Below are 26,869 nucleotides of genomic sequence, written 5' to 3' on the forward strand. Positions count from 1 at the left end.
CCCACTCTGCATTCGTCAGATCCCCACGGCCCATACAGCCAGCCTGGCCCCCAACATCCCACTCACGTCAGGAGATCCGAGAAACAGCGCCTAGGGCGTTCGGTGAGGCGGCCGCTTTCGCCGTCGAACCCGGGGCCGATCGGTATTCGGGACGAACGGAGGAGTGATCACGCGGCCTGAACTGCGCTTACCGGCCGCGGAGCTGCGGCGTTCGGGTAGAGGGGCCGCTGGGTGAGTCGGCGGGTCATGAGTGTGATCGCGGCTATGGTGAGCATCGCTTCCGAGTGCGCCGGGAGGGTCTCGTAGTCCCGCGCGTTCCTGCGTGCGTGCATCCACCAGGCCCAGCTGCGTTCCACGATCCATCTGCGTGGCAGGATCACGAAGCCCTGTGAACCTTTGGGCCTGCTCACGGTCTTGATCGTCAGGTCGAGGAAGGACTTCGCCCAGCCGACGATGGTGCCCGCGTAGGCCAGATCGGCCCAGACGATCGCGATTTCGGGGTGTGTCAGGCGAAGCCGGAACAGCAGTTCCCGTCCGGCGACGCTGTCGTGCATGTCGGCCGGGGTGACCATCACGAGCAGGGGCAGCCCTCTCGTGTCCACGACGATGTGTCTCTTCCTGCCCGCTGTTTTCTTGCCGGCGTCGTATCCGGAAGTGGATTTCGGGACGGTGGCGGCGACTTTGACGGACTGCGAGTCGATCAACGCGGCCACGCACTGCGGCGAGGCGCCCGTCGCGATGCGGACCAGGCGCCGCAGCTGGTCGCGGACGAGGTTGAAGACGCCTGCTGCGCTCCACCGGGTGTAGAACCCGAACACGGTCTTGTAGGGCGTTATGTGGAATCTGACTTGTCAAGGTCATTGGCAGTCCCAGCGACTGCCGGCCCGCACTCGGGGGGAAGGTGGGCGACGACCAAGGCGACTGCGTCACGCGGGTTGTCAGCCTCTCCGATGTCTGCCGGTCCTTGAGGCGATCGAGTCTTCCACCAGGTGACGCGGTATCTCCCGTCCCCGGGAGTAACCACTGGAACGTCGTGGGTGTAGGGGAATCCGGTGCAGCGGCTGAAGTTCAGTGACGTGTGGCTGTGGAAAGGGAACAAGGCTCGAAGCTGTGGCTGGGCGTAAGACGCTTCGATGAGGTCGTGGTCGACGTGTGATGCCGCGGTCCGACGGTAGATCGTCCACATGGTCTCGACCGCGGTGCCCCGCTCGTGGGCCTCGGCGAGCGGGCCGTAGCGGACGAACGGGCATGCGGATCGCAGATTTTCCAAGTTGGCGCCGGACTGCCAGACCCCGGTAGCCGTGGCAGCCTCGTTCAAACTAGTTGTCGTGCCCTTGGCCATCGCGACACCGCGTTCCCAGAAGCTCATGACGAAGCAGCGGTCCTGGATGCCCAGGTGAACGCTCGTCGTCCGGCTGTCACTGTCCGCCCGGGCTCCTGATCGCTTCCACCCCGGAGCTCGTTCGGGCAGCACGTCGAACCGATATCCCGCCTGGTCAACGGCTTTCTGTAGGGCGATCTGGAGCGTGCCGTCCTGGCCGAGTTCAGGATAGAGACTGGCCAGGTCCGGGGCAGGTTGAGACGTCACACTTCGCCCTTCAGTTGGTGCCGCCGGTCGTGAACGGCTCTTGGTGGCTCTCCGCCGACTGCTTGCTGTGCCGGACCTCGACGACGGGAAGCAACGTGGCTGTCGCGGGTATTCCGAGCTGGCGAGGTGTCGGCCCAGCCGGGGTAGGGACGTCGGTGAGTCGTGCCAGGAGTTGGTCGAGGGCCGCTTGGCCGTCGTCGACGGCGGCGCGTTCGTCGTCGGTGAGGGGGATGTTGGCCAGCGTCTTCTGCAGATTGTCCTTGGCCTCCAGCAGTTGGCCCCGGCTGGAGTTCTTGGGGGTGTAGAAGTCGCAGCGCGCGCAGGCCATCCGGTGCTGGCACTGTTCGAAGAAGGTGTAGGTGCACCAGCCGTGGCCCAGATCGTAGTATTGCCAGGGCTCGCCTGCGGCGGCGTCGCCTGCGGCGACGGCGTCGCGGTCGAGGAGGACCTCGATGGTGCGGACGTTCCTGGCGAAGTATCCGGCGTCGTTGTAGGCCCTGGCCAAGGTGTTCGGGGTGATCTTCGCGTAATGGGCGGTCGCCTCCGGAGTGCGGTGACCGAGCCATTCCTGCAGTTCGAAGAGCGTCATGGGCTCCCTGGCGTTGTAGAGCTGGCTGGCGATCGTGGATCGGGCCCGGTGGCTGGTGATGTTGCCGCGAGCGTCGGCCGTGGGGACGCCGGCCTTGCGGCAGAGCATCTGGATGATCCCCGTGTTGATGTAGTGCTTGGCGACCCGGCGGGCGCGGTGGGCGAACAGGAAGTCGGCCAACTCGCCGGTCTTGTGGTCGAGCATCTGCGGTTGCGCGGGTCTGACGGCCTGCCATGCCTCGATGGCCTTGCCCAGGAGCGGGTCGACGGGCTTGGTGAACGCGGTGCCGGTCTTGTGGGTGGTGACGTCCGGCAGGCAGACCGCGTCGCGGGCCAGGACCTCGCCCGAGTCACCGGGGATGGGCAGGCCGTAGTGTTGCCAGCGGATGCAGCCCACCCGCAGTCGGGCGATTTCATCACTTCGCTGGCCGGCGAAGAGCCAGGTCAAGGTGATGGCGCGGATCAGCTCGACCGGGTAGGTGCGACTGTCCGAGGTCGGCAGGTCACCTGGTTCGACCTTCAGGCCGGCCCACAGCATCTTCGCCCAGGTGTCGTCGGCGATCACCCGCGGGTCCGGACCCATCAACGCGCGGACGCTTCGCGGTGTCCGCAAGGCGTGGGCAGGGTCGAAGCGCCGCGGCGTCCACTCCCATTCGTGCAGGTCGCGGAAGAACGCGCGGGGCACCTTGAGGTAGCCGGACTTCGACGGCGCGGTGAGCGGTTTGCCGATGCGGCCCTGTGAGCGCATGCCGTGGGTCCATTGGGAGAAGTCGCCGACGGACATCCGGTCCACCGCCGCAACCCAGGACGGGCAGGTCTGGCGGGTCCACTGGCCTGGCTCGGTGATCTCGGGGTGCTCGTCGGCCAGCCACCGGCCGATCTTCGCGAGCACGCTGCGGTAGCTCCTGCGGATCTTCGGCGTCAGCGTCGATGTCCCGTACCACCGCTCGACCCACCCCGCCCATCCGCTCGGCACTCCCTTCATCGCCGCCGGCCCCGCCTCATGGCTCGACCTTGGCGGGTCCGCGTGGCCGAGCACCGCGACCGTCCGGTGGACGCCGTGCAGGTCCTTGCCCCACTGCCCGCCCATCGCCGGGCTCTCGCGCAGTTCGCCCAGGACCTCGGTGGACAGGTCCTCCAACCGCGGGCTGCGGTTCAACAGCAGCACCTGGCAGACCACCGCCTCCAGCTTCTGGGCATCGCGGCGATACCCCCAGTCGGCCAGCACCGTGCAGACCTGCTCGACAGTCGCGTCCACGGGCCCGGCGCCGAACACCCCACAGGCCAGGCTCGGCCGCATGAACCGGCCGAGCCGCTCGAAGGCCGTGAACTCGCCGAGCAGGCAGGCATAGGCAATCAGGAACGGCCGAGCGTTGGGGCCGATCTGCCCGCCCCAGTGGCCCCGAAACTCGGCGCCATCGGCGTGGATCAGGTCGGCCCAGTCCTGCACCGACCAGCCCCAGAAGGCCCGGCGGAGCTCGCCGCTGCGCAGGAGCACGAGTCCTGCCGCATCGCGTGCGTACCGGCGCTGATGGCGGTCGTCCGGTGGCCAGTGCAGGGCGCCAAGGACATCAGCGAGCGGCCGGACCAGCCGGGCGGTCGGTCGCAGAGACAGGAAGTCCGCGGCCAGGTCGTGGCGGCGAATCTCATCGATGCTGCAGTTCCGCAGGGCCTCCGCCTCGGCTTTGGTGAGCAGACCGCGTCGGTCATGGCGGGGGAGGTTGACCGGCCATGCCCAGACGGGTGCGGTCGTCGGGATCGGCTGGGCCGTCACTGGGCGACCGTCCCTGTGCTCTGGGCGGCCCGGGTGAGCATGTCCACGCGCCAGGAGTGGATCTGTTGCATGCCGCGGTTCAGCTTCTCCGCCAGGTCCCGGCCGGACAGGTGGATGTAGGTCAGTGTCGACTCGGTGCTGCGGTGGCCGGCGAACGAGGCGATCGCGTGCAGTTCCCAGCCCCTCCTCGCCAGGTCGGTCAAGCACAGATGCCGCGTGGTGTGCGTCGAGAAGCGCGGCAGGTCAGCAGCGAGGGCGACGCGCCGGACCACCTTGGACCAGGTCCACAGGATCAGCGGCTGGCCGTAATTGTGGCGCGACTCCGACAGGAACACCGGGCCGCGGGCCCGGCCGATCGCGGCCCGGTGCGCGAGGTAGCCGGACAGCAGGACCCCCGTCGCCGCCGAGTACGGAACGACGCGCTCGCGCCGGGTCTTCGTCGTCTCCGCGCGGACCCGCAAGGTCCGGTGAGCAGGGTCGAGGTCGTCGGTCCGCAGGGAGCACAGTTCCTCGCGCCGAAGTGCCGCGTCGTAGGCCAGCGCCAGCATGACGCGGTTGCGCACCGGTTCCTTCCGCACGACGTCCAGCAGGTCCAGCCACTGCTGTTCGCTCGGGATCCACGTCAGCTTCGTCAAGCCCGGCACCAGTCCCGGCTGGTGGCCCCCGAACTGGCGGCCAGGTGTGTAGCGGCCACGGCCCACCGGGTTGGACTCCCGCATGCCCTCCTCAATGAGGTAGTCGTAGAACAACCGCACTGGCACCAGCCGCTGCTGCAGCGGCGCATTCGCCAGGCCGATCCCGGAGTCCAGCGCGACCACGTTGCTCCCCCGACGGCTCGGCCGGGTGGACAGGTCCTTCACGAACGCGGCCACCTGCAGTCGGTTCGCGGCGCCCGGACCGACGCCGTCCCGCTCACAGACGGTCAGGTACTCGGCCAAACCCCCGCGCGTACGCGTCGATCGTGCGCGGGGCCCGCCCCAGATCCGTCCACACTCGCAGCCACTCAGCCGCCCGCTCATGCCGACCCAGGACTCCCGGTACGATCGGGATCTCGAACGTTTCCTCACCGGCCTTCTCGCATCACAACAAGACCCCGAACAGCGCAAAGTCCTGCGCCAGTAAGCGATATGGCACCTGGTTCGTCGACTACGACGACGCAGCAACGGCCGCCCCCTGACCCCGCAGCAGTTCACATCCGCGCGTCAACGCACCCACGCGGCCGTCGCCTTCCTTACCTGGCTCCAGGCCCACGACCTCGCCTTGGCGACGTGCCGACAGGCCAACCTGGACCAGTGGCTCACCGACGACTCCGCGACCTACCGCCACACAGGCGGGCACTTCGTCCGCTGGGCTCGCACCAACAAGCTCACCACCGTCCACGTCCCCGCTGTCCGCTGGCACGGCCCCACCCAACCACTCGATGACGAGCACCGGTGGAACGTCGCACGCCGACTCCTGCACGACGACACCCTCAAACCCGAAGACCGCCTCGCAGGACTGCTTCTCCTCCTCTACGCACAAGGGCCATCGGCGATCCACCGACTGACCGTCGAGGACGTCGAGGTCGGTGCCCAAGAGGTACGTCTCCACCTCGGTAATGCACCCGTTCAGCTGCCCGAGCCCGTCGCCCAGCTGGCCCGCACGGTCGCCGCGAACCGCAAAGGGCACGCGGCCATCGGCGCCGTGGCTCCGTCTCCATGGCTCTTCCCTGGCGGCCAGCCCGGTCGCCCGATCAGCACCACACAGCTGACCCAGTGCCTGAACCAGCTCGGGATCCGGCCCAACCAGGCCCGCAGCACCACCACTCTCTTCCAGCTCGCCACCGAGATCCCCGCCGCGATCCTCGCCCGCACCCCCGGCATTCACACCGATGTCGCCGTCGCCTGGCAACGACTCTCCGCCGGCGACCGGGCAACCTACGCCCCCGAAGTCGCCGGCCGGAAGCGCCCGTAAGTCATGCCTCATGCACTTGACTACCCAAGACCGCCGTTGCTCTGGAGAAGCTGGGCGTTGATCCATCCGCCCTCCGCCGAGCAGAGGAACGTGACCAGATTCGCGCAGTCCTGCGGCACACCGAGGCGCCCCAGAGGCGTGAAGCGGATCATGTCCGCCTTTTGCTCTTCGGTCATCCACCCAGTGTCGGTCGGCCCGGGATTGATCGCGTTGCAGGTCACCCCCAGATGGGCGAGCTCGCGGGCGGCGGCCAGCGTGATCCGGTCCATGGCCCCCTTGCTCGCCCCATAGGGCAGGTTGCCAGCGGTGTGATCACTGGTCAGGCTGACGATCCGCCCGCTTCCGTGCTGCCCGCGGAATCGCAGTCCGTACTCACGGATCAGCAGCCACGTTGCCCGCGCATTCACCGCAAAGTGCAGGTCGAAGCTCTCCACAGTGGTGTCCAACAGGCCGGAGTCGACCGATTCGCAATGGCAGAGCACCAGCGCTGTGACGTTTTTCAGTTCGCGCTCGACGCTGTCGAAGAGCTGAGTCGGCACAGTCAGGTCGCTCAGGTCCGCCTCGACCGCGAGCGTTCTCGCCCCGAGGGACGCCACCTGCTTCTGCAACTCTCGGGGCGCCCCGGGCTCCATGCCCCACTGCATCCGTGCGTCATAAGGGGTCCAGTACGTGAAGGCCACGTCCCAGCCGGCCTGGGCCAGATTCAGGACCACGGACGCTGCGATCCCGGCCGAACGTCCCGCCCCCGTCACCAAAGCAAGCGGGCGTCCCGCCTCTGCCACGTCCTGCTGACTCCCCACGCGCGTCTCGCCACTCATGATCCCCATCCTGGCGGGCCGCCCCTCCCTCAGCACCCGATTTCCTCGGGCATGCTCCACGCTCCCAACCTGGACGCGCACGGGCCGGGTCACCACCACGAGGCACCGAGGGTGCAGATCGGCCAGGTATTCAGACAGTTCCAATACCCGACGTCACCATTAGTCAGCCAGGAACGGCGCCGCGACGCCGTGGACCGGGTGGTTGCCCTGCAGGTCGACCGCAACGGCACCCGCGTGTGGCGCAAGGCCCAGTCGCTGCTGGACTCCGAGCATGTACGGCGGGCGATCGGGGAAGTCAGCGTTCCCCACGGGGTGCCAGGAGCCCTCGAACGTCGCGGCCGGCGGACAGAGCTGCCCTATCCGGTTCCGCTGTGTGGGCTGTGACCACTTCCGCACCGACGTGTCCTACCTGCCCGACCCCCAGGCGTACCTGGCTGACCTGCCGCGCAGCCGGGAGCGGCTGATGTCGGCGTTTTCCGTCGACGACTGGGCGCGCAGCGAGGCGATGCCCTCCCACGAGGAGATCCGCCGGGTGCGCCAGCTGATCGAGCGGGTCAAAGCCGATCTCGGTGACCTCACCGCCGAGGAACAGGCCCAGATCGGCGAGGCCGTCGCCGTCGTATGCCGCAGCCGGAGCGTGATGCTCGGCATGCCCCGCAGCGGCCGGCCCCTGCCCGGCGTCCACACCACGAGGACCGCATGGACACCGCCATGGCCGACGGCCGCCGCGCGGACGGCGAACGCCGTCGCCAGCGCGTGAAGAGCGCCATCCAGCACGCCACCCAGGCCGGCACCGCGATCAGCGTAAGCGGCATCGCCCGGCAGGCCGGCGTCGACCGCACCTTCCTCTACCGCCACCGTGATCTGCTCGCCCTCATCCATGCCGCCGGACTCCAGCCGTCCGCATGGGACCCGGCAGCGGGCCCTCCGGTCAGCCTGGCCTCGCTCCAGGCCGACCTCGCCAACGCGCACGCCCGCAACACCCGGCTCACCGCCCAGACCCGGCGTTTGGAGCGCCGGCTCACCGAGCTCATGGGCCGGCAGGCGTGGCGGGAATCGGGACTCGGTGCCCCCGCCGATCAGGAAGAGCTTCAGCGCCGGGTCTCCCGCCTGGAGCAGGCGAACACCGAGCTGTTGGCGCGCCTGGAGGAAAGGGACGTGGAGTTGGAGGCTGCCCGAGCCGCCAACCGTGAACTGACGCGGGCCCTGAATCAGAAAGGAGTCGCGGACCGATAGGCCAGGCTGCCGGGGCAGCAGTCCAGGGAAGAGCGTGACTGTGACGGCAGCGATTGCCACCTCGCCCTCGACGCTGCGGCGTCCATGGTGCCCGGCCCCCGCACCACGCCCGATACGCAGACTCCCGAGCCCGCACCAGTGGGGGCGGCCAGGCAGGCCTCCTCAAGGCTCGTACCCCGGCGTCGCTGCTGGCGGTCTGATGGTCGACCGGGGGTGCGGCCCCGGGCGGGGAGGGGCTTGCCGGGCACGCCCCGTGTCAGCTCAGTGTCGCCAGCGACTCCACGTCGTACGGGGCGAGCTCGTCGAAGCGGCCGTTGAGGCCCTTCCTGGGCGGACCGTCATCAGCCGCAACCAACTGGGGAATTACGCGGGGGCTGCAGTTGCCTCTGATGGGGAAGTGCTTGAACGTTCGCAGGCGGGTCAGTTGCCGACCGGGAAGAGGTCCTCCAGGTAGAGGCCGACGCGGCCGGTGCGGGTGGCCTGGCCGGTGAGTTCCTTGACGCGGTCGGCGCTGACCACGGCGGACGGTCCGTTGAACATCCACTCGTGCGCCTGCTCCTGGGTCATGCCCGTGGGCGGCTCTCCGACGTAGGGCAGGACGTTGATGGGGGTGCCGGCCTCGTGGCGCCAGCTGTCGGCGAGCGTGCCGACGTCGAGGGCGTCGTAGCCGAGGGTGTCCATGAACCGCACGACCTCGGCCTTGGCCTTGGCGTCGTCGCCGGTGACGGGCAGGGCACTGCGCTCGGGGTGGCCGGAGGGGCGGGCCGAGCTGTACAGGCGGAGGAAGTCCATGTTGCCGAGTGTCTTGACGACGTGTGATCCGGACAGGTGGCGCTGGAGCAGCTCGCTGCTGGTGGTGCGTCGCTCCTCCAGGTCGTCGATCCGGCCGTCGCGTTCGGGGAAGTAGTGCATCGTGTCGATGACGGTCTTGCCGGCGAGGGCATCGGCGGGGAGGTTGTCGTGGGCGTGGAAGGGCAGGGAGACCACGACGAGGTCGGCGGCCTGTGCGGCCTCGGCCGGGGTGGCGGCGCGGGCGGCGTCGCCGAGCTCGGCGACGACGTCGGCCAGGGTTTCGGGTCCGCGCGAGTTGCTCAGGACGACGTCGAGGCCGGCGTCGACGGCGAGGCGGGCGAGGGTGCGGCCGATGTTGCCGCTTCCGATGAAGGCGATGGTCTGGGGCATGGCGAACGTCTCGTTCCTGAGTGCTGAGGGAGTGGTTTCTGCAGAGGGCGGTCTGGCCGCGGTCAGCAGCTGTGGGTTGGGGGGCGGGGTCCGCGCGTGCGGTCCTGGCACACGAGGTCTTGTGGCCGGCCGTGGCCGGTGTTGCGGCTGTGCCGGCGCGGGCCGGGTCATATGTCGCGGTACCGCTTGGCCGCGGCGAGCAGGGGGCGCAGGGTGTCTGCGGTGACGGGCTGTCCCGGGCCGGGGTCGGCGCCCTGCGCGGTGGCGGTCAGGCTGTGGCCGGCGCTGAAGTACGGCTCGCTGTAGGCGGCGGTGTCGCGCTGGAAGCGCCAGCCCTCGGCGAGGGGACCGGCGTCCAGGGCGTCGTAGCCGATCGAGCCGAGGAACGCCTTGACGGTCTTCTTGGCGTCCTGGTCGTCGCCGGCGATGGCCAGGGCCGACCGTTGCGGGTGGCCGGTGGGCCGGGCGAGGTTGCCGAGGTGGATGTAGAAGATGTTGTTCATCGCCTTGACCACGCGCGACTCGGGCAGGTGGGCTTGGAGCAGCTCGCTGGTCGTGGTGGTTTCGTCGTCGAGTTCGGCGATGCGGCCGTCGCGCTGCGGGTAGTAGTTGTCGGTGTCGATGACGACCTTGCCGCGCAGCGGTTCGACGGGGACCGTGCGGTAGACGTGCAGCGGGATGGTCACGACCACGATGTCGCCCGCGGCGGCGGCCTGGGCGGGGGTGGCCGCGCGGGCCTGCGGGCCCAGCTCCGTCACCACAGCGGCCAGGCTCTGGGGTCCCCGCCGGTTGCTCAGGACGACGTCGTGGCCGGCGGCGACGGCCAGGCGTGCGACGGTGCCGCCGATCAGTCCGCTGCCGATCAGTGCGATGGTGCTCATACAGGTGTCCCTTCGAGACGCGGAGACGGGGGAGACAAGGGGATTGGTCTTTGTTGCGGCAGCAACCCGGAGAGCATGAACTCCGAGGCGCTCTGGACGAACGTGGCGGACCCGAGGACATGGATGATCAAAGGCGTGACGGGGGTGCTCCAGAGGACATCGCCAGGCGGGCGGGGTGCCGCGTGGGCAAGACGGCATGGTCGAGCAGGACCGCCGTGATCCAGGTTCACGCCGCCACACAGCGGATGACCCGGCAAACCTGGCCCAGCGGAGCCTGGGTCCAGCTGGGCCACCCTGAGCGGCGCGGTCACCGCGCTCCCGGCGAATACTGGAGAAATGGAGCAGAACGCTGAACTGGCCGACTTCCTCCGCACCCGCCGGGCCCACTTGACCCCGGCCGAGGCGGGACTGCCTGCGGGTATCGGCGTCCGCCGGGTCCCGGGGCTGCGCCGCGAGGAGGTCGCCCAGCTTGCCGGGGTGAGCACGGACTACTACACCCGCCTCGAACAGGGCCGCCACCCCAACGTCTCCGAGGCCGTCCTGGACGCCGTGGCCCGCGCGCTGCGCCTGAACGACGACGAACGAGCCCACCTCTTCGACCTCGCCCGCACCCGTAGCCGCAGCCGCACCGCGCGTCCGCAGCGCGGCCGCCCCCAGCCCGTGCAGCGGGTACGCCCCGAGGTCCACCGGATGCTGGACGTCCTCAACAGCGTCTCCCCGGCCTTCGTCGCCAACCACCGCGGCGACGTGCTCGCCGCCAACCAGCTGGCCAAGGCATTGATCACCGACTGGGAGGCACAGCCCTACCGGGAGCGCAGTTTCGCCCGCTTCGTGCTGTTCGATCCGGCCGCCCGAGAGCTGTACCGGAACTGGGACGAGGTCGCGGCGATCGTCGTGGCCAATCTGCGTCTGGAAGCCGGACGCCACCCCGACGACCCCCTGCTCAACGAGCTGATCGGCGAGGCCGTCGTCAGGGTGCCCGAGTTCAGCACCTGGTGGGACAGCCATCGGGTGGCCCAGTGCGCCCACGGCACGCAGCACTTCCATCACCCCGTGATCGGCGAGCTCACCCTGAACCACGAGACCCTTGCCCTGCCGGCCGACCCGGACCAGACCGTTTGCGTCTACACCGCAGAACCCGGCACCGCCTCGGCGCAGGCCCTCGCCCTCCTGGCCAGCTGGAGCGCCCCCGACGCCGTCCGCAGCGACGGCTCGTCGCAGGCCGGCCGGCCCGGCACCGCGAGACACCCTGAGTGACCGACGCACACCGACCTGCGCACGTGGGCGGGTGGGCTCGCTCGCTGTCGCGTCCTGCCGCCCGGCCCGTGAGGGGAAGCCCATGACCCACGCCACCGCCCCCGTCGGCACGGCCCGCAGCGCGGGCGGCCATCTGCGTCTCGTCTGGCCCCAGTGGCAGGGCGCCGGCGCCGCCGTGGTCAAGCAGCTGGCTCCCGAGTTCCCGCTCGGCATCGCCCGCCGTGGCTACGCGCTCGGCGCCAAGGTGCTCGAAGCGATCCTGCCGCCGCACGAGGGCCCCACCGCGACCGTCCCCGTCACCATGAGCGACGACGGCCTGGAGGAGCGTGACGGCGTCGAGGCCAAGGCGGTGGTGCTGAAACAGCTCGCGAGCGCACTGGACGTGATCCGTGCACACGATCCGGCGCGGATCACCACGCTCGGCGGCGAGTGCGCGGTCAGCGTGGCCCCCTTCGCCGAACTCGCACACCGCTACGGCGACGACCTGGCCGTCATCTGGATCGACTCACACCCCGACGTCGCCACCCCGCAGAGCGCCTACCGCGGCTACCACGCAATGGCCGTCACCGCCCTCACCGGCCACGGCGACGCCGACGTACAGAAACTGCTGCCCGCCGCAGTCTCCCCCGACCGCCTCGCCCTCGTCGGCCTGCACGAGTGGACCGACGACGACTTCCCCAACATCGCCGCCTGGGGCATCCCGTCCTTCAGCCCCGACCAACTGCGGGCCTCCACCGGGCCCCTCCTCGACTGGCTGCGGGCCACCGGCTGCACCCGCGTCGCCGTCCACTTCGACGTCGACACCATCGACAGCAACGAGATCGGCCTCGGACTGGGGTTCGTACCGGGCGGACTCACCAGCAGCGAAGTACGCCGCATCGTCGCCGACGTCGGCGAAGCCGCGGACGTCGTCGGCCTCACGATCGCCGAGTTCATCCCCCGGCAGGTCATGCACCTCCAGCAGATCCTCAACGGCTTCCCCCTGCTTCACAACGGGTGACCTGTCCACTGGCTGCAGTAGTCCCGTTTCTCACGACGAGCGGCGCCCCCGTGTACATGTGGGGCGCCGCTCGTGCGACACGGACAGATGCGCCCCGGCCTCACTGAGCCGACGCGGGGGCGCCATCGCGAGGCCGGGACAGGACGGGACGGGACGGCGGGGCTGTGAGTCAGCTCAGCTGCGTCTTGTAGCCGATCTGCTCGGCGAGGCTCAGCTCCTGGCACATGAACCACAGGTCGGTGATCTTGCCCTCGTCGTCGAAGTGCAGCACGCCGATCTCCTCCCACTCCACGCGCTTGCCCGTGGCCGGGACACCGGCGAACGTGCCGGAGTGCAAGGCAGTCATGCGGTACTGGAGCATGACGGTGTTGCCAGAGGCCACGATGTCGCGGGCCTGCGCGGTCTGGTCCGTCAGCGCCCCGGACAGCACCTTCCAGCCCGCCTCAAGCCATTCCACGAAGTTGCCGCTCTGCGGGATCGCGTCCCCGGTCAGCGCGTACAGGTCCGCGAAGCCGGCCCGGCGGATCGGGGCATCCGCAGTCACCAGCGAGCGGATGAGGTCGAAGTCGCCCTTCGGCATCGCGTCCTGGAGCAGCAGCAGCGTGTTGTCGAGGTTGCGCTGGACAACGGCGTCGGTCATGTCGATTCCTCTCACGGCGGGGTGGAGACGCCGGGGCGACGGTTGCCGCCGAAGACCGGTATCCCCTCTAGGGGCGCGGCTCCCGGGCGGCTCTTCCGGCGACCCGACCGCGCCCCACCAGTCTTTCTCTCCAAACGGCGCACGCGCCTCGGCAAGGTGGCCCAGCCGGACCTAGGCCCAGCTGAGCCAGATCCCCCGCAGCACCGCTCGAAGGTCTGCGTCGTCCCTCGGTGCCCACGGCATGGCCCCGGACCGGCTCGCCCAGGCCCCGGTCTTCGGCCTGCCCCGTCCCACTGACGCCCTTCACAGTCGGATCGCAGTCACGTACACGACGGACTTCGGCTGCGGCGTCTTGGAACGCCGAACGAGTCGTCGGCCCGGTCCGGCAGGAAGACGCGATGGTGTCCGGCGCGGGTGACGCGAACTGTGGTCGGTCAAGCGCGCTGCATACCGCGACCAGGCGCTCGGGCGAGCTTGTGGCGGGACTTCTGCACGGTGAGCTGCCGGTTCATCCGGCGTCGGTAGGCGTCCAGTACGGCGAGCAGGTGTGCTCTCGTCCGGGCGCGTCACCCGAACCAGCGATCGTGCAACGCCTGTTGCGGCTGCTGGCGTCAGAAAACCTTGCGCTGAGCTGCAGCAATCCCACTCGATCTGCCTCGTGCCACAGCATCTGCCCCAGAGAACTTCTGCCCGTCCGGCAGCGTCAGCGCTATTTCGGCCGGCGAGGGCCCGCCCGCCCGCCGGTCACCGTGCGAGCTGGTCACCTACCGGGTCCCTGGTCCCAGCTCTCGCACCGGGTAATGCAGTGCTGCCCGCTGCCCCGTCCGGAGCATGCCAACTCCCAGTGTGGGCACTCCTTTTGAGGGATAGGATGATCGTCGGCATGGAGATCCTCAGATATGTGTTCCTCGTCTTCCACCTCTTCGGGTTCGCCGCGATCATGGGCGGCCTCTTCTATCAGCTGAGGGAGAAGAACCCGGTGGCCGGGAGCTACATGCCGATCAGCGCGGTCATACAGTTGGTCACCGGTGCGGGACTGATATGGACCCGGACGTCCCTCGACCTACCGGTGGACAACGCGAAGATGGGGGTGAAGCTCTCCCTGGACGTTCTGGTGGCGGTGGCAGCTCTGATGGGCATGCGCAACAAGCAGCAGTGGGCCTTCTACGCCGTGGGGACACTCTCGGCGGCCGCGGTCGTCGTGGCCGTTGCGTGGAAGTAGTTCCCTCGGCGTCGGGCGTGACGGACCTTCAACCGCCCGAACCCCAGGGTTCCGGAGATGCGGATCGTCGGTCCGGTGGGGTGGAGTGCCGCGGGGGCGTATGAGGGAGCCGTACAGCAGAACCTCGCCGCTGGCCTGTTGGGCGATCTTCTTGCCGCTCCTGCCTCTCCGCAGCCTCCCGCGATCTCATGGCGTGCCGACCCGCTGACGGATCGTAGGCGGCGGCCGGTCGTGGGCACAGCCGAACCCGGCATCCCGCCGACACCGGACCCGTCCGATGATCTACGCCATGGTCATCCGCCGCCGACCTACGCGAGTACCCGAATCACCCTGCACACCAGACCCGTGACCTGTGACTTTACGATGCACACCGCTCAGTGCCGTCTGCCGGCGAGCGGCTGGGGCCTTCTGAACCTGAAGGGCGGCGTCGTGACTGCCGGTAAGGAGTGGACGGATGACGGTGCTGTACACGAGATTCACTCCCTGAAACGGCGGGCAGCCAAGGCGACGCGCCCGGTGCCGATTCCTCCAGTGCTCGTCCGCATGTTGCGCGAACACATACGAAGCTTCGGCGTTGCACCCGACGGACGCCTGTTCCGCAACGCAGCCGGGAACTACATAGACGCCTCGGCGTACGGCATCACCTGGGGGCGAGCGCGTGAGGCGGTTCTTACGCTTGCCGAGCATGCACTTGAGCTGGCCAAGCGTCCCTATGACCTGCGCCACGCCGGCATCTCGTTTTGGTTGGCCTCCGGGGTCGACCCCGCGGAGTGTGCGCGCAGAGCCGGGCAGGGCATCCAGGTCCTCTTCCGCTACTACGCCAAGTTCCTGGCTGAAGCGCGGAATCATGCCAACACGCTGATCGAAGACTCCATGCGTCGATGGAAGGAGGCGACGGACGATGACGATGCGGAGAGCGTCTTAGCGGGTACCTTGGCCCGGAAATGCCCCGGGACTGCTGGTCAGAGCTGGGATACGGGTGGGAGATATCGGGAGTAAGGGCGTGTTTCGACTCACCGCGTGCTTGTGCGCCGAGAGGGGCGCCTGACGGGCTTCTGCCCTGGTCAGGCGCCCTTTTTTCGGTTTCTAGAAGAAGCCCAGCTTCTTCGGCGAGTACGACACCAGGAGGTTCTTCGTTTGCTGGTGGTACACGAGTCCGACCGCGTCTGAGCTGCAGAGACGCGCGGGATTGCCTGGTGGGAGGTGGAGTTGGCCCGCTTCTGGTCCGGATCTTGGTGGGTGGGGGGATTTCCTTCGCAGGCAGAGGTCTCGGGCTTCAGGGCTTTGGACGTGCCTGGCATCGGGGTAGCCCCTGTGGCGTCGAGAAGCCACGAAGGTTGTCGTGCAAGCTGCGGACGAGCGGCGGGGGAGCAGATCAGAGACTGCGCGCAAACGGAGTCCGAGACGGACCAGCCCCGCGGGCGCGGGGAGTAGCCGCCGGCCGACGCACTCGAAGACGTGGTCCGCTGGACCAACCCCGCTCGAGCGGAGGTGAACCGAGCACCGAGGCCGTGGACGTACGGCTCGGCATGTGCTCTCCGTGCAAGCGGAGTTGAACCGCGGTTGGATGGCGGCTGGATCAGACGGGGCTAAGCGCGTTGCAGAAGGCCGTGAGATTGCAGGTCGGGGCCCGCCTGCGGCTGTGTTGATCACGCGGTCAGGGCGAGGTTGTGCATGTGGGCGACGGCCTGGACTGCGTGGTGGAGGCCGTCGCTGTGCTGCCGGCAGTCACGAAGGATCTTGTACTGCTTCAGACGGCCGATCGCGTGCTCGACCCGCGCGCGGACCCGGCGATGCTCCTTGTTGTCGGCTTCCTCGCCCGCCAGCAGGGACCGGCCGGGTCGTTTGCGGTGTGGGACGACCAGGCCGGTGTTGATGTAGGCGCCGTCGCCGAGGACCGTGACCCCCTGGCACTGCTGTGGCAGGCCGGAGCCGCGCCAGACCTGGGCGTCGGCCTTGTTGCCCGGGGCCGGGCGGGCGGTGGCCACGACCAGGCGGGTGTCGGCGTCGATGATGACGTGCACGTTCGCGGAGAACCGGTAGTTGCGGCTCGAGGCGCCGACCGTGCGGTCGCGGACCGGGACCAGCGTGCCGTCGACGATCCACAACTGGTCCGTGGCATCGACGGGACGCGAGACCGGCGCGATCGCGAGGAGGGGGCTGAGCCGTTGGATGACCCTGCACACCGTCGCCGGGGAGACCCCGAACAGCGGCGCGAGCTGCCGCATGGTGAGGTTCGTGCGGTAGTAGACCGCCACCACCAGCACCCGGTCGGCAAGCGGCAGACACCACGGCCGCCCGATCCGCGGCCCATCGCCACCCCGCTCCCGCACCACCCTCAGCAACCGCTCGAACTGCTTTATCCGCAGCCCGTGAACGTCTCCACCCACAGCGGCTCAACCCTCACCACCCCACGCATACAGGGGAAATGCCCAGATCACGGCCTTCTGCAACGCGCTTTAGGCACGTTCAAGCCGCCGGGCGCGGACAGAACCGAAACGACCGCGTCCCGCCCCGGGCTTTCCAGCGCTCCGGTTGACGTCGGAGTGCTTCATGCGGGCGCTCACACACGGCGAACGGCCTCGATCCGCCAAGTACGGGACTTGGGGCGCCGTCAGCGCTGGGTGAGCCCGGTGCTGATCTGCACGCCCTGGTCCTCCTTGATCACACCTGGCCCGTGCCCCGCTTTGGCCTCCTTGCGCTACGAACGCTCTGGGTGCGGAACTCCTGTCACCTGAAGGGAGTCGATGGTCCGCTGGCTGCGCCAACTGCCGAAGGGAGGCTCGTCGTGGTGAGGAACACTCCCGACGCTGAACTGCTACCGGAAGCATGCCGGTGACACCTTTAACGTCGATTGTTAATGTCCCGCAGTCCCGCATGTGCTGGGATCCGCTCGCCTCTCAGCGACTCAGGTGGCAGTACCTGACGCTGCCTTACCCCTATCGGGCTTCCAGTTGCCAAACCCGACCGACGATGCACAACCGATACTGTGCATGACAAGTGTGGTATCGGTGGTGGATTTTGACGGCTCCTGTGAAATGGTGGTCGAAACTGGGTAAAATGCTGTAGGGGTACCGCATAGAGCTATATTCTTTAACAAGGGTGGACGAGTTTTGATATTCCGGTGAGGTGTCAATCGATGCGCCCACCGGGAGTGCGTCGGGTGTGGATGTTTTCGCGCGAGGTGAAGAGTTGGCGGCGCGGCGGCCCGCTAGTTGTGTATCTTAAGTGGGCCGCCGGCCCCTCAATGGCGACTTGCCGCAGGCTCGGAGGGGTCTACGAATGCAATCCCTCTGGTTTCGGAGTGGGGTGGTGCTGCGGTGTGGGGTTCTCTGGCGCGGACTGCGTCACTGAATCCTTGGCCTCTGCCGCCGTCGATTCTTTCGAAGACGTAGCTGCGAGCAGGAAACAAGGGATGCACGCGAGCACGGTCAAAGCTGTGCCGAGTTTTTGTGATGTCTTCAAGTTGAACTCTTGCCTTTTCGGGTTACGAGCGAAACGATCAAGGATTTTTTACCTGAACTGGTGTCCGTGCGCAAGTGGGTTGATGGCTTCCTTGAATTCTCGTATCGAGGGAGCGTCATTGATGCGCGTAGAGCTCTTCTCGAGGGAGGCTGTACGTCTCAAATTCGAAACAAAGGCTTACGGCCTCTTGCCTGGTTGGCCCTGACATGTCGAGGCGTGCGCGGTTTTTTGGGCCCACGCTCGAACGGTGCCGTAGAGAGTGGCGGGCTGCTGTTGGGAGAGCAGACCGGCGACGGGGTTGGACGGTGTCGCTCGTGGGTTTGCTTCGCCCAGGGCGGCGGTTCAGAGCCTTTCATTTCTCAGGGTGTGAGATATCGTGCTCGCTTGCGCCGAAGTTCGTTCCGCTCCTTGTATCAGGCGGGTGCGGTCGTCTTGAACGTGCGGTGTTCGTGCGTTTCCGCCCTCTCCTGCCGGGTTATTTGGCATTGATTCCAGCCTCAACAGCCAGGTTCCGCACGCCTGCTGACATCCTCGCGTTCCTCGAGAACAGCAGCCTCATCGAGGTCAAACCAGCATGTTGATTTTCTGCGAGCCCTCAGGCTGATGCAGGAGGTGGCCCTGACGGCACCGCAGCTCCGCTGTCACCCAATGTGCGAGTCTCCGCGTACGTTGCCCGGCGGAATGACCGGCGGGTGAGAATCAGCGCCGCTGATTTCGTTGTGCACCGGGCCTGAGCCGGAGGAGGGTTGGGTGATGAGTGCGCCCAAGGTGGTCGCCGCGGAGGGGCTGTCATGAAGGACGCGGCGCAGCCGCGTCCGCCAGACGGCCTCGATGTCAACGACGGCGGCCATGTCCCCGCTGTCTCGCGCCGTGACCACCTCGCGACGCTCTAACTCCAACTCGTTCTCGATGCGGAGCGTATCCTCCTGAGCCCGGTCACCTTGCCGCAGTAGCGCGACGATGCGTGGCCTGACGGCGCTCCACGTATCGGTGGCCATCAAGCCGACTACCGTTGAGGCTCCCGGCGCCACGACCGGCGTCAATTCGTTCTCCATGTCCCCTCCACGAGGGCCACGCCGGGTCTGTCCGGAGACGTAAGTTCCTCTTCTGTACAGAACATCTGGTGCGTCGAGAAGCTGATGGTGGGGGGCGACCGTACTGTGCCTCCGTCGCCTGGCGCTGCTGTCTTCTCCGACTCGTTCACGGAGAAGTTCGCTTTTCGGCCATGTGTCATCGCTTGTAAGGTTTCTCCAAGGCCGGTGCAAGCCTTTCGTTTTGTCCCCCGGGGAGTCTCGCCGCAGGTCGCTTCGCGCGACATCGACGCTTGATCGGTTACGGGGAGAAAGATGACTGGGTCTGGAAGAGACCTTGAGCAGTGGGCGACGCTGCCCGGGTGCAGGAAAGTGCTGGTGATCGTCCACTCCGAGGTCTACGGAAAGCGGTTGGAGGATGTACTCCCGCTGTTGGAGGCCGATCTGCGGTTGCAGGTGGCGTTCACAGTGGCGCCGCATCCGTTCAATGACGGTGCGGAGCGGTTGGTGCGTCGGCTGGGCGGGTCGGTCCTGCCGTGGGCGCAAGCGGTCCGCGAACGGTTCGATCTGGCGCTGGCAGCCGGGTCACGGGGCATCGACCAGGTGCGGGCACCTGTCGTGCTGCTCTCGCACGGGGCGAGGCGCATGAGGCTCGAAAGGGCGGTCGAGGGCGTCCTACCGGCGATGCGCAAGGTCACCGGGCTCAGCCCGCGGTACCTGACGAGGGAGGACGACGTAGTGCCGGTCTCGATCGCCTTGGCTCACGATGAGGAGCGCGACGAACTGGCGCGATCGTGCCCGCAGGCCGTGCCTCGGGCCGAGGTGGTCGGCGACCCCTGTCACGACCGGATCGCCGTCAGCTTGTCGTCCCGGGACCGCTACCGTGCCGCGTTGGGCCTGGAGGAGCGGGAGAAACTGGTCCTGGTGACCTCCGCGTGGGGCAGACACTCCGCGTTCAGCCGACTGGACGGTCTGCTGCCCCGCCTGATGACGGAACTGCCGCGGCCGGAGTATCGGGTGGCCGTGCTTGTCCACCCCAACGTGTGGGCCTGGCACGGGAAGTGGCAGGTGCGGGCTTGGACGGCGGGTTTTGAGCGGTCGGGGATCACGTTGTTGTCGCCCGACCAGGAGTGGCGACCGGCGCTCATTGCGGCGGACTGGATCATCGGCGACTACAGCAGCGTGACGCTCTACGGCACGATGACCGGGGCCCCGGTGCTGTTGTCGCGCTATCCCCAGGAGAACGCCAATCTCGCGTCACCAGGTGCGGCGATGGCACTGACGGTGCCCGCCTTGTCGGCGCACCATCCGCTGACCGAGCAGCTGGCGTACGCGGCCGAGGAGTACAGGGCGGAGGAATACGCGGCGCTCGCGGCACGCATCTGCTCCGGGCCCGGCGAGTTCAACCGCCGCTTCCGGCGGGTGATCTACCGGGTTCTCGGCCTCGGACAGCCTGCGTGCAGGCCGGAGATCCGGCCGCTGCCGCTTCCGCCGTCGTTGTCCGCGCTGGCTGTGGCGGGTTCTGCATGACTGCCGCCGGAGCGATGGCGGTGACCGTGGAATGGCAGCTCGACAGCAGTATTCGCTGCACCACGGCGCAGTGTGGCTGTCGGCCGGCGAGCTTGCACTGTGGACGGTACGAGGTTCTGGTGCACGAGTCGGATGTGCTTCGGCCGGTCCGCTGTCCTCGGTCTTTTCGCCACCTGGACGAGCACGTTCGGCTGTACGTCGGGGCCGGCGCTGACCGGGTATGGCGCACGTGCGCCGACGTGGTGTGCGGCGAGGGCCTGGTGGAGCCCGAGGCGGCAGCCCGATTGGTTCCGCGGCTGGTGCGGGAGACCGGTTGCCTCGTGGCCGGAGTGCGGTTGGCGAGCGGCGGGTGCCTGGTGCTGTCCCGTGACGGGCGGTGTGTGATGGCAGCCGGGGCGGTGCTGACTCCTCGTGAGCATGGCTGGGTGGCTTCTGTGTGGCACGCCTGGGCGGCGGCGGGTGTTCAGACCGGTGCCGGAGGCTCGCGGAGGCTGCTGATCCGGTCGCGCAGCCGACGGGTGTCCCTGGGACTGATGGAGGCGTAGACGGCGAGCGACCGCTCGAACCATGTTCGGGCGGTCGCTTGGTCACCACGGTCCAGCGCCGTCAGCCCGAGCATCTCCATGGCGCGGCCCTGCCAGTGAACGGAGCCGATCGAGCGGAATTCGTCCAGCGCCGCTTCGAGATGTGATGCGGCGGCGGCGAAGTCTCCACGGGTAGCCTGGGCGCGCCCGAGGAAGGCCAGCGCCCGTGCCGCATCGTGCAAGTCCGGTATGGCCGCCAGTTCACGATGAGCCGTAGTCAGCTCGGCGACGGCTTGGTCCGAGGCGCCCTGAGCGATCGCGATCTCGCCCAGGCATATTCGAGTGAGCGCGGCCCCTCGTACGTACCCGATGGTCTCGCGCCGAGCCAGAGCGCGAGTGAAGAACGACGTGGCCTCGGACAGGCGCCCCAGCATGTGGTGGGCCCGGCCGATGCCGTGCAACGACTGTGCCTCGGCCTTGCGGTCCTGATCCGCGCGGGCGTGGTCGAGGGCCTCGGTGTACCACGTCAGTGCTTCTTCGGGTCGGCCGGAGTTGAGCAGTGCGCCGCCGCCGCTCGTCAGCATGCGGCTCAGCGCAGCCGGGCGTCCGTCCCGGCGGGCCGCGGCTAGTCCCTTGTCGTGGGCTTCTAGCCACAGATCGTACGGGCGTAGTCGGTGCCATAGCGGCCACAGGGCGTCCGCCAACTGCCAGACGGTGGCGTGCCAGCCGTTGTCTGCGGCGGTCCTCAGGGCCGTGGCCAGTTGGCTCTGTTCTCTGCTGAGCCAGTCCAGCGCGGCGTTGGGGTCGCCGAAGGAGAGCGGTGGCGGTGTGCCTCGCGGGTATTCGCGGGGGAGGTTGCGGTGGCTGGGGGTGAGCAGGGCTTCCGCGGCCGTGGCGGTGGCCAGATACCAGCCGACGGCGCGTCGAGTGCCGCCCAGTGTCGTGACGGACTGGTCCTGGGAGGCCCGTTGGGCGGCATGCAGGCGGACCAGTTCATGGAACCGGAAGCGGTTCGCTCCCAGGTCTTCCAGGAGGTTGACCTCGATCAGTCCGTCAGCCACAGCCTCGGCCTGTGGGATCGGCAGGTCGCAGGCGGCGGCGACCACCTCGGTTCCGAAGACGGTGAACGGCAGGCTGCCCAGGCAACGGTATCCGTGGGCCATGTCAGGTGGGAGCGAGGTGTACGACTCGTCGAGAGCTGCCTGTACCGCCGAGTGGCCGTCCGCGTGAAGTGCTGCCAGTCGGCCGCCCTCGTGGTTGAGCGCGTTCACCAGAGATGCGACAGTCTGCCGGGGGCGCGCCGCCATCCGGGCTCCCGCCAGACAGAGCGCGAGAGGCAGCCCAGCACACAACTCGGCGACGGTGGCGACGGCGTCACGTTCGTGCTCTGCACGGTGGTCGCCGATTCTGCCGACGAGTAATTCCACGGCAGCTTCCGGTTCCAGAAGACCTAGTTCGTGGAAGGTCCCGCCGTCGGCAAGCAGACCGGTGAGCCTACGGCGGCTCGTGACCACGGACAGACTGCCGGACCCACCAGGCAGCAACGGCCGTACCTGCGCCGCGCTCACCGCGTTGTCCAGCATCACCGCGATCCGCAGGTCGCCCGTGACCGAGCGCCACAGTGCCACCTGCTCGGCCTGGTCGGACGGCAGGTCGATAAAGCCGTAGGCACGCAGGAACTGGCCGAGGGCTTCCTGCGGCGGGACCGGTGTGCCGGTTGCGGCGGGACCTATGTCGGCGTAGAGCTGGCCATTGGGAAATTCATCGCGTATCCGGCGCAGCCAATGCGAGACGAATGTCGTCTTTCCTACCCCGGCCGGCCCACTGACCACCACGAGAGGGGTGCTGGTAAGGGAGTTCAGTATGTTGAGGTCCCTATCGCGGTCGACGAAACGATTCGGCACCGGAGGGAGTTGGCGGGGGACGGGGAGCGGGCGATCCGGTCCGCGAGTGGTGAGGTGGACACCTCCGATGATGGTGTGGGCCTGGATACTCGGTCCGTCGATCCGGGCCGACCCGCTTACCGTGTTGGAATGATCCGCAGTGGCGTCGCTGTGCGCGTGGATGCCGTGCTCGGCGGGACCCGTAGGGTTCACCACCGTGCCCTGAGCCGTTATCCAGCGATGCAGCCGCGCGGTCATCTCCGGCTGTCCGTGTGTCGCATCGAGCAGCGCCTCAGCCAATGCCCCGGCTCGTGCATGATCGGCAGGTACTGCCTCCAGCGCCGCCAGGGCCCGGTCGACAGCGTTGTCGGGCTCGCATCCTGTGCCGAGGGCTGTGACCGCTGTGTGTGGATCGGCGCCGGCGAGTAGCGCCGCGGTCAGCAGCGCGACCGTCACCTCAACCATCGATTGCCCCCGTCAGTCGGTCCCGGCTGGAAGATCCGCGCCCGGATGGCCTGTTGGATACCCGGCACTTGGCTCCTTAAGACCGTTCACGCAGAGAACGAAAGCGTTTTCGGTCATTTAAAGACGCTCCTGTTGACCGAAGTTGACAATATGTCACCCTATTTTGAACGGCGCCTCCGTGCGCTGCCGGCGAGGGGAGAGCGCTGGTGGACTGCAGGATTCTCGGCCCTGTCGAGATCGGCCACGATCGTCATGTTCTGGCACTCGGTTCCACCAAGGAAGCCCTGCTCCTTGCGGCGCTGGCTTACGACGTGGGTCGGCCGGTCGGCCTGGACGCCCTGATCCGCAGAGTGTGGGACGGTGACCCTCCGGGCAACCCGCTGAACAGCCTATACGCCAATGCGACCCGATTGCGTCGGCACATGGAGGAGGTCCTGGCCGGTGACGGAACGGCTCCCGCCATCAAAAGACGGTCGCACACCTACACGCTGGAGGCAGTTCCCGAGGCCGTCGACTGGTACCGCTTCCAACGACTGGTGGGCGAGGCGCGTGCGCTGTCGGAGGACGAAGACGATCCTGACCTCTATCAGTCACTCGACTTGTTCCAGCAGGCGGAAGCACTCTGGCGGGGAGAGGCGCTCGCCGGACTGGGCGGTCTGTGGGCCGAGGGCCTCAGGACCACGTTGCGGGGAAAACGTGTCGAGGCTGCTGTCGCAAGGATCGCCCTCGAACTCAGGCTGGGGCACTTCGCCGACGCCATGGGGGAACTGACGGAACTCGTGGCCCGGCGTCCCACGGACGAGATCCTCGTCGGACAACTCATGATCGCTCGTCACGGACGTGGTCTGCATGCCGATGCGCTGCGGCTCTACGCGGACCTGCGTCGACGTCTGCGCGAGGAGTTCGGCTCCGAGCCCGGACCCGAACTGGCGGGCATCCACGAACTGATCTTGTCGCATGCTCCTATCAGTGCTCTGCTCTCTAGGGGGCGACGTCCGGTCGATCGCATCCCAGCCCCGCAGGTTCTGCCCCAGCATGCCCAACTCGTAGGGCGGGAACACGAGATGCGCACGCTGATGGACCGGATTCAGAGGTCAGCCTCCGGCTCCGCGTCGGCGGTCACCGTCGCAGCCATCTCCGGCATGGCCGGCGTAGGCAAGTCGCTCATGGCCTGGACCGCGGCCGAACGGCTCGCTGGTCGATTCCCCGACGGTCAGATCAGTCTGGATCTGCGTACCCACGGAACGGCACAGGAGCCGCTGACGCCGCAGTCCGCCTTGACACAACTGCTCCGCACCTTGGGCACCTTGCAGAGGCCCCTGCCGGGCAGCCTGGAGGAGCTGACCGCTCTGTGGTATGGAACGTTACGCCAGCGGCGTGTGGTCGTCGTTCTCGACGACGCGTCCGGCCCGGAGCAGATCAGACCGCTCCTGCCGCCGAGCTCGCCTTCGCTGTTTCTGATCACCAGCCGTCGTCGTCTCTCCGGCCTGCCCGGTGCGTTTCCGATCGTTCTCGACGTACTCCCGCAGCACGACGCCGCCGCGCTGTTCCGGCGGATGATCGAGGACGACCGCGCCGACCGCTCCGAAGAAGTCGAGAAGATCGTCTCCTTGTGCGGGCGGCTTCCGCTTGCTGTTGAGATTGCTGCAAGTCGGCTGAACTCACGTCCCAGTTGGAGTCTGCAGTATCTGATCGAGCGCCTGTCACGCGAGCATGCGCGTATCGAGGAACTGCATGACACCGACCGTGAGATAGCGGGGGTCTTCCGTCTTTCCTACGCGGCACTGGGCGTTGAGGAACGCACTGTCTTCCGGATGCTGTGCCTGCATCTCGCGCCGGAGTTCGGTCCGCACAGTGCCGCCGTGCTCAGCGGTCTCCCGTTGTATCGCGTCGAACGGGCCATGGACGTGCTGGTGGATGCCCATCTGCTGCAGGCCCCTGCGGCGGAGCGGTACCGCTACCACGACCTCCTCGGCGATTTCGCGGAGGGCCTCGGATCCGCTGAGGATTCGGCAGCGGACCGGAGTGCCGCGCTGCGCCGCCTCGTCGGCTATTACATCGCGGCCGTCGACGCCGCCGATCGGCTGATCCGTCCTGAACGCTCCCGGCTCGACCTGGTCGACACCGGTGCGGACACGGGCGGCCTCCCTTCGTGGCGGGATGCCGCGGACGCGGAGAACTGGCTAATGACCGAACACCTCGGGCTCATCAACGCCGCCCGATATGCTCGCCACCACGGAATGTTCCGGCAGGCCGCAGTCCTTGGCCACGTCATGGCGGGGTTTCTCGGCGCCGGCGGATTCTGGGCCGATGCCGAGCGGATTCATCGGCACGCCGTCCACTACTGGCACGAGACCGGCGAACAGGCGGCCGAGGTCCGGGCCCGCATCGACCTTGGGACCGTTTACAGCAGCTCGGGCCAATATGAGCGGGCGATGGCCGCGCTCAGCTCCGCGTCCGCTATGGCCGCGGACGCCGGCGACGTTGACGCGGAGCTGGAAGCCCTGCATCAACTGGCCACAGTTCACTGGCACCAGGGCCGACTCGACGCGGCTCGCGCGGTCCAGCGTGACGTCCTCGCGGTGAGAGAGAAACAGGGCGACCGGCGTCAAGTCGCCCGCTGCCTGAACAACCTCGGCATCACCTCCCTCTATCTGGGCCAGTACGGCATGGCACGTATTGCGTTGAGCGAGGCATTGCGAGAATTTCGGGCAATCGGTGATGGAATGGACCAGCGACGTACCTTGAATAATCTCGCCGATCTCTACGTCCGTGTGGGAGAGAAAAAGACTGCGCGTCAGATCCTGACCGAGGCCCGGAATATCAGTCCACTGAATATCAACAAGTCAGATCTTGCTGTCATCGATATTACGCTGGCCAGTGCACTGCCCATCCCGGGACAGCTGGACGAAGCCCTGCGTCTTCTGAGGGATGCGCTCGAATCATTCCGTGAGCTTGGTGATCTGCGGAACCAGGTCATCTGTCTGAACGAGACAGGTAGGGTTCACCGCGAGTCCGGTCACGCGGACGATGCTGTAAGGCTGCACGTCAGCGCACTCGACCTCGCTCGATCCATCGGCGCGACGATGGAGGAGGCACAGTCTCTGCTTCTCCTCGGAACAGCGGAGCGCGTGCTCGGCCAATACGGGTCGGCCATTAGGGATCTGGATTCGGCGCGCGTCCTTGCCCAGCGTATTCACCTTCTTCCCGAAGAGTCGGAGGCGGTAGCGGAACTCGAACGTGCCCGAGTTGGAATGGCGACGGGGCTGGGGGAGATCAGTGATGCCGCTTCTGCAAGGCGGACGCAGCGCTGACGGTGCGTTCAGAGGCTGGCCTGCGTGGTGCGCGGGGGCATGATGATGGGGTGTGCGGGCCGCCGCGGTACTCAGACGATTCGATCCGGAGGAGTATGTCCGAAGGCGTCGATCGTCAGATTCGTGAAGGTGTGGCCTTGGATCACCGGACCGTGCTGTGTGCCGCCGGTGATGCTGTTGTGAACTGTGCCCGGTGATGACGGGACCGTTTGGGCGAACTCGTCGACGAGACGCCGGAGTTCCTCTGCCGCGCCGGGTTCCCTCTCCAGGAGCCGGCGCAGTTGGAGACGTAACGACGCCGTCAGGTCGGCCGCGAAGGTCTCCTCGTCGGTGGTGCCGGCCACCGCGATCAGGGAGGTGCGGCACTCGGTCAGCTCCGCGACCACCGTGTCGGTCTCGCGGCCGCGCGCGAGGAAACGCGTCATGCGCTGCTTCGCACCTTCCCACGCGTCGGTGGCCATGAGGCCGACCATGGTGGTCGCGCCGGTTCCGATCAGTGTCACCAGTTCCGCTTCCAC

At 67.7% G+C, this 26,869-nt stretch carries 20 protein-coding genes and 2 pseudogenes; 10 read left to right on the forward strand and 12 right to left on the reverse strand.

The genetic code is table 11. The annotated features are described in order from the left end of the window. Positions 1–167: 167 nt before the first annotated feature. From ACWCPF_RS41540 to ACWCPF_RS41555, 4 genes and pseudogenes are all read right to left on the reverse strand, one after another. Positions 168–830, reverse strand: a pseudogene (locus ACWCPF_RS41540) (IS5 family transposase); the annotation flags it as partial. 2 nt (positions 831–832) lie between these two features. Continuing rightward, on the reverse strand, positions 833–1,369 hold the full coding sequence (locus ACWCPF_RS41545; protein ID WP_451050358.1) for a DUF6193 family natural product biosynthesis protein: 537 nt from the start codon (positions 1,367–1,369) through the stop codon (positions 833–835). Between the two features lie 229 nt (positions 1,370–1,598). Continuing rightward, a complete protein-coding gene (locus ACWCPF_RS41550; RefSeq protein ID WP_451050336.1) occupies positions 1,599–3,950 on the reverse strand; it encodes a tyrosine-type recombinase/integrase in 2,352 nt (783 codons plus the stop codon). Then, positions 3,947–4,888 (reverse strand): tyrosine-type recombinase/integrase, encoded by a 942-nt coding sequence (locus ACWCPF_RS41555; protein ID WP_451050337.1) that lies wholly within the window; start codon positions 4,886–4,888, stop codon positions 3,947–3,949. The genes ACWCPF_RS41550 and ACWCPF_RS41555 overlap by 4 nt, the downstream gene beginning before the upstream one ends. Before the next feature lie 322 nt (positions 4,889–5,210). On the opposite strand from ACWCPF_RS41555, the gene ACWCPF_RS41560 reads away from it, so the two are divergent. Next, entirely contained in the window at positions 5,211–5,903 is a 693-nt protein-coding gene (locus ACWCPF_RS41560; protein ID WP_451050338.1) for a hypothetical protein, read from the forward strand. Positions 5,904–5,923: 20 nt separating this feature from the next. On the opposite strand, the gene ACWCPF_RS41565 is transcribed toward ACWCPF_RS41560, so the two are convergent. Beyond that, positions 5,924–6,721 (reverse strand): SDR family oxidoreductase, encoded by a 798-nt coding sequence (locus ACWCPF_RS41565; protein ID WP_451050339.1) that lies wholly within the window; start codon positions 6,719–6,721, stop codon positions 5,924–5,926. Between the two features lie 111 nt (positions 6,722–6,832). Here ACWCPF_RS41565 and ACWCPF_RS41570 point away from each other — a divergent pair, with 111 nt between their 5' ends. The 3 genes from ACWCPF_RS41570 to ACWCPF_RS41580 are packed head-to-tail and all read left to right on the forward strand — an operon-like array spanning position 6,833 to position 7,957. Then, positions 6,833–7,105, forward strand: coding sequence for a hypothetical protein (locus tag ACWCPF_RS41570; RefSeq protein ID WP_451050340.1), 273 nt, complete (start codon positions 6,833–6,835; stop codon positions 7,103–7,105). A 16-nt stretch (positions 7,106–7,121) separates the two neighbouring features. Beyond that, entirely contained in the window at positions 7,122–7,481 is a 360-nt protein-coding gene (locus ACWCPF_RS41575) for a transposase (protein WP_451050341.1), read from the forward strand. Next, positions 7,421–7,957 carry a DUF6262 family protein gene (locus ACWCPF_RS41580; protein ID WP_451050342.1) on the forward strand — a complete coding sequence of 179 codons (537 nt, stop codon included), beginning with the start codon at positions 7,421–7,423 and terminating at the stop codon, positions 7,955–7,957. Before ACWCPF_RS41575 ends, ACWCPF_RS41580 begins: the two co-directional genes overlap by 61 nt. Positions 7,958–8,377: 420 nt before the next feature. Here ACWCPF_RS41580 and ACWCPF_RS41585 read toward each other — a convergent pair whose 3' ends face one another. Both ACWCPF_RS41585 and ACWCPF_RS41590 read right to left on the reverse strand, forming a co-directional pair. Next, on the reverse strand, positions 8,378–9,139 hold the full coding sequence (locus ACWCPF_RS41585; protein WP_451050343.1) for an NADPH-dependent F420 reductase: 762 nt from the start codon (positions 9,137–9,139) through the stop codon (positions 8,378–8,380). Between the two features lie 167 nt (positions 9,140–9,306). Next, positions 9,307–10,020 (reverse strand): NADPH-dependent F420 reductase, encoded by a 714-nt coding sequence (locus tag ACWCPF_RS41590; protein WP_451050344.1) that lies wholly within the window; start codon positions 10,018–10,020, stop codon positions 9,307–9,309. Positions 10,021–10,356: 336 nt separating this feature from the next. Between ACWCPF_RS41590 and ACWCPF_RS41595 the strand changes: the two genes are divergently transcribed. Then, positions 10,357–11,277: a helix-turn-helix transcriptional regulator gene (locus ACWCPF_RS41595; protein WP_451050345.1), complete on the forward strand. Its 921-nt coding sequence runs from the start codon at positions 10,357–10,359 to the stop codon at positions 11,275–11,277. An 82-nt stretch (positions 11,278–11,359) separates the two neighbouring features. Beyond that, positions 11,360–12,277, forward strand: coding sequence for an arginase family protein (locus tag ACWCPF_RS41600; RefSeq protein ID WP_451050346.1), 918 nt, complete (start codon positions 11,360–11,362; stop codon positions 12,275–12,277). Positions 12,278–12,446: 169 nt separating this feature from the next. Here the strand turns inward: ACWCPF_RS41600 and ACWCPF_RS41605 are convergent, their stop codons facing one another. Then, positions 12,447–12,917 carry an ester cyclase gene (locus ACWCPF_RS41605; RefSeq protein ID WP_451050347.1) on the reverse strand — a complete coding sequence of 157 codons (471 nt, stop codon included), beginning with the start codon at positions 12,915–12,917 and terminating at the stop codon, positions 12,447–12,449. Between the two features lie 883 nt (positions 12,918–13,800). On the opposite strand from ACWCPF_RS41605, the gene ACWCPF_RS41610 reads away from it, so the two are divergent. Together ACWCPF_RS41610 and ACWCPF_RS41615 are read left to right on the forward strand one after the other, a co-directional pair. Continuing rightward, positions 13,801–14,139 carry a hypothetical protein gene (locus tag ACWCPF_RS41610; RefSeq protein ID WP_343324481.1) on the forward strand — a complete coding sequence of 113 codons (339 nt, stop codon included), beginning with the start codon at positions 13,801–13,803 and terminating at the stop codon, positions 14,137–14,139. 57 nt (positions 14,140–14,196) lie between these two features. Next, positions 14,197–15,138, forward strand: a complete 942-nt coding sequence (locus ACWCPF_RS41615; protein WP_451050348.1) for a hypothetical protein — start codon at positions 14,197–14,199, stop codon at positions 15,136–15,138. Between the two features lie 650 nt (positions 15,139–15,788). On the opposite strand, the pseudogene ACWCPF_RS41620 reads toward ACWCPF_RS41615, so the two are convergent. Both ACWCPF_RS41620 and ACWCPF_RS41625 read right to left on the reverse strand, forming a co-directional pair. Further along, a pseudogene (locus tag ACWCPF_RS41620) lies at positions 15,789–16,558 on the reverse strand (transposase family protein). A 1,687-nt stretch (positions 16,559–18,245) separates the two neighbouring features. After that, a complete protein-coding gene (locus ACWCPF_RS41625) occupies positions 18,246–18,659 on the reverse strand; it encodes a hypothetical protein (protein WP_451050349.1) in 414 nt (137 codons plus the stop codon). A 408-nt stretch (positions 18,660–19,067) separates the two neighbouring features. Here ACWCPF_RS41625 and ACWCPF_RS41630 point away from each other — a divergent pair, with 408 nt between their 5' ends. Further along, a complete protein-coding gene (locus tag ACWCPF_RS41630) occupies positions 19,068–20,165 on the forward strand; it encodes a hypothetical protein (protein ID WP_451050350.1) in 1,098 nt (365 codons plus the stop codon). A 463-nt stretch (positions 20,166–20,628) separates the two neighbouring features. Here the strand turns inward: ACWCPF_RS41630 and ACWCPF_RS41635 are convergent, their stop codons facing one another. Then, positions 20,629–23,037: a tetratricopeptide repeat protein gene (locus ACWCPF_RS41635; RefSeq protein WP_451050351.1), complete on the reverse strand. Its 2,409-nt coding sequence runs from the start codon at positions 23,035–23,037 to the stop codon at positions 20,629–20,631. A gap of 206 nt (positions 23,038–23,243) precedes the next feature. Here ACWCPF_RS41635 and ACWCPF_RS41640 point away from each other — a divergent pair, with 206 nt between their 5' ends. Beyond that, the gene (locus ACWCPF_RS41640; protein WP_451050352.1) at positions 23,244–26,351 is read left to right on the forward strand and encodes a tetratricopeptide repeat protein; all 3,108 of its coding nucleotides are present in this window, start codon (positions 23,244–23,246) and stop codon (positions 26,349–26,351) included. Between the two features lie 71 nt (positions 26,352–26,422). Here ACWCPF_RS41640 and ACWCPF_RS41645 read toward each other — a convergent pair whose 3' ends face one another. Further along, a complete protein-coding gene (locus tag ACWCPF_RS41645) occupies positions 26,423–26,854 on the reverse strand; it encodes a hypothetical protein (RefSeq protein WP_451050353.1) in 432 nt (143 codons plus the stop codon). Positions 26,855–26,869 lie beyond the last annotated feature (15 nt).

The sequence above is a fragment of the Streptomyces sp. NPDC001858 genome, assembly GCF_053594615.1.

What these genes read in the sequence shown, in the direction of transcription:
- ACWCPF_RS41635 (WP_451050351.1), bottom strand. Translation starts at nt 23,037, where the DNA reads ATGGTTGAGGTGACGGTCGCGCTGCTGACCGCGGCGCTACTCGCCGGC.
- ACWCPF_RS41625 (WP_451050349.1), bottom strand. Translation starts at nt 18,659, where the DNA reads ATGGAGAACGAATTGACGCCGGTCGTGGCGCCGGGAGCCTCAACGGTA.
- ACWCPF_RS41600 (WP_451050346.1), top strand. Translation starts at nt 11,360, where the DNA reads ATGACCCACGCCACCGCCCCCGTCGGCACGGCCCGCAGCGCGGGCGGC.
- ACWCPF_RS41610 (WP_343324481.1), top strand. Translation starts at nt 13,801, where the DNA reads ATGGAGATCCTCAGATATGTGTTCCTCGTCTTCCACCTCTTCGGGTTC.
- ACWCPF_RS41595 (WP_451050345.1), top strand. Translation starts at nt 10,357, where the DNA reads ATGGAGCAGAACGCTGAACTGGCCGACTTCCTCCGCACCCGCCGGGCC.
- ACWCPF_RS41545 (WP_451050358.1), bottom strand. Translation starts at nt 1,369, where the DNA reads ATGAGCTTCTGGGAACGCGGTGTCGCGATGGCCAAGGGCACGACAACT.
- ACWCPF_RS41565 (WP_451050339.1), bottom strand. Translation starts at nt 6,721, where the DNA reads ATGAGTGGCGAGACGCGCGTGGGGAGTCAGCAGGACGTGGCAGAGGCG.
- ACWCPF_RS41615 (WP_451050348.1), top strand. Translation starts at nt 14,197, where the DNA reads ATGCGGATCGTCGGTCCGGTGGGGTGGAGTGCCGCGGGGGCGTATGAG.
- ACWCPF_RS41580 (WP_451050342.1), top strand. Translation starts at nt 7,421, where the DNA reads ATGGACACCGCCATGGCCGACGGCCGCCGCGCGGACGGCGAACGCCGT.
- ACWCPF_RS41590 (WP_451050344.1), bottom strand. Translation starts at nt 10,020, where the DNA reads ATGAGCACCATCGCACTGATCGGCAGCGGACTGATCGGCGGCACCGTC.
- ACWCPF_RS41605 (WP_451050347.1), bottom strand. Translation starts at nt 12,917, where the DNA reads ATGACCGACGCCGTTGTCCAGCGCAACCTCGACAACACGCTGCTGCTG.
- ACWCPF_RS41585 (WP_451050343.1), bottom strand. Translation starts at nt 9,139, where the DNA reads ATGCCCCAGACCATCGCCTTCATCGGAAGCGGCAACATCGGCCGCACC.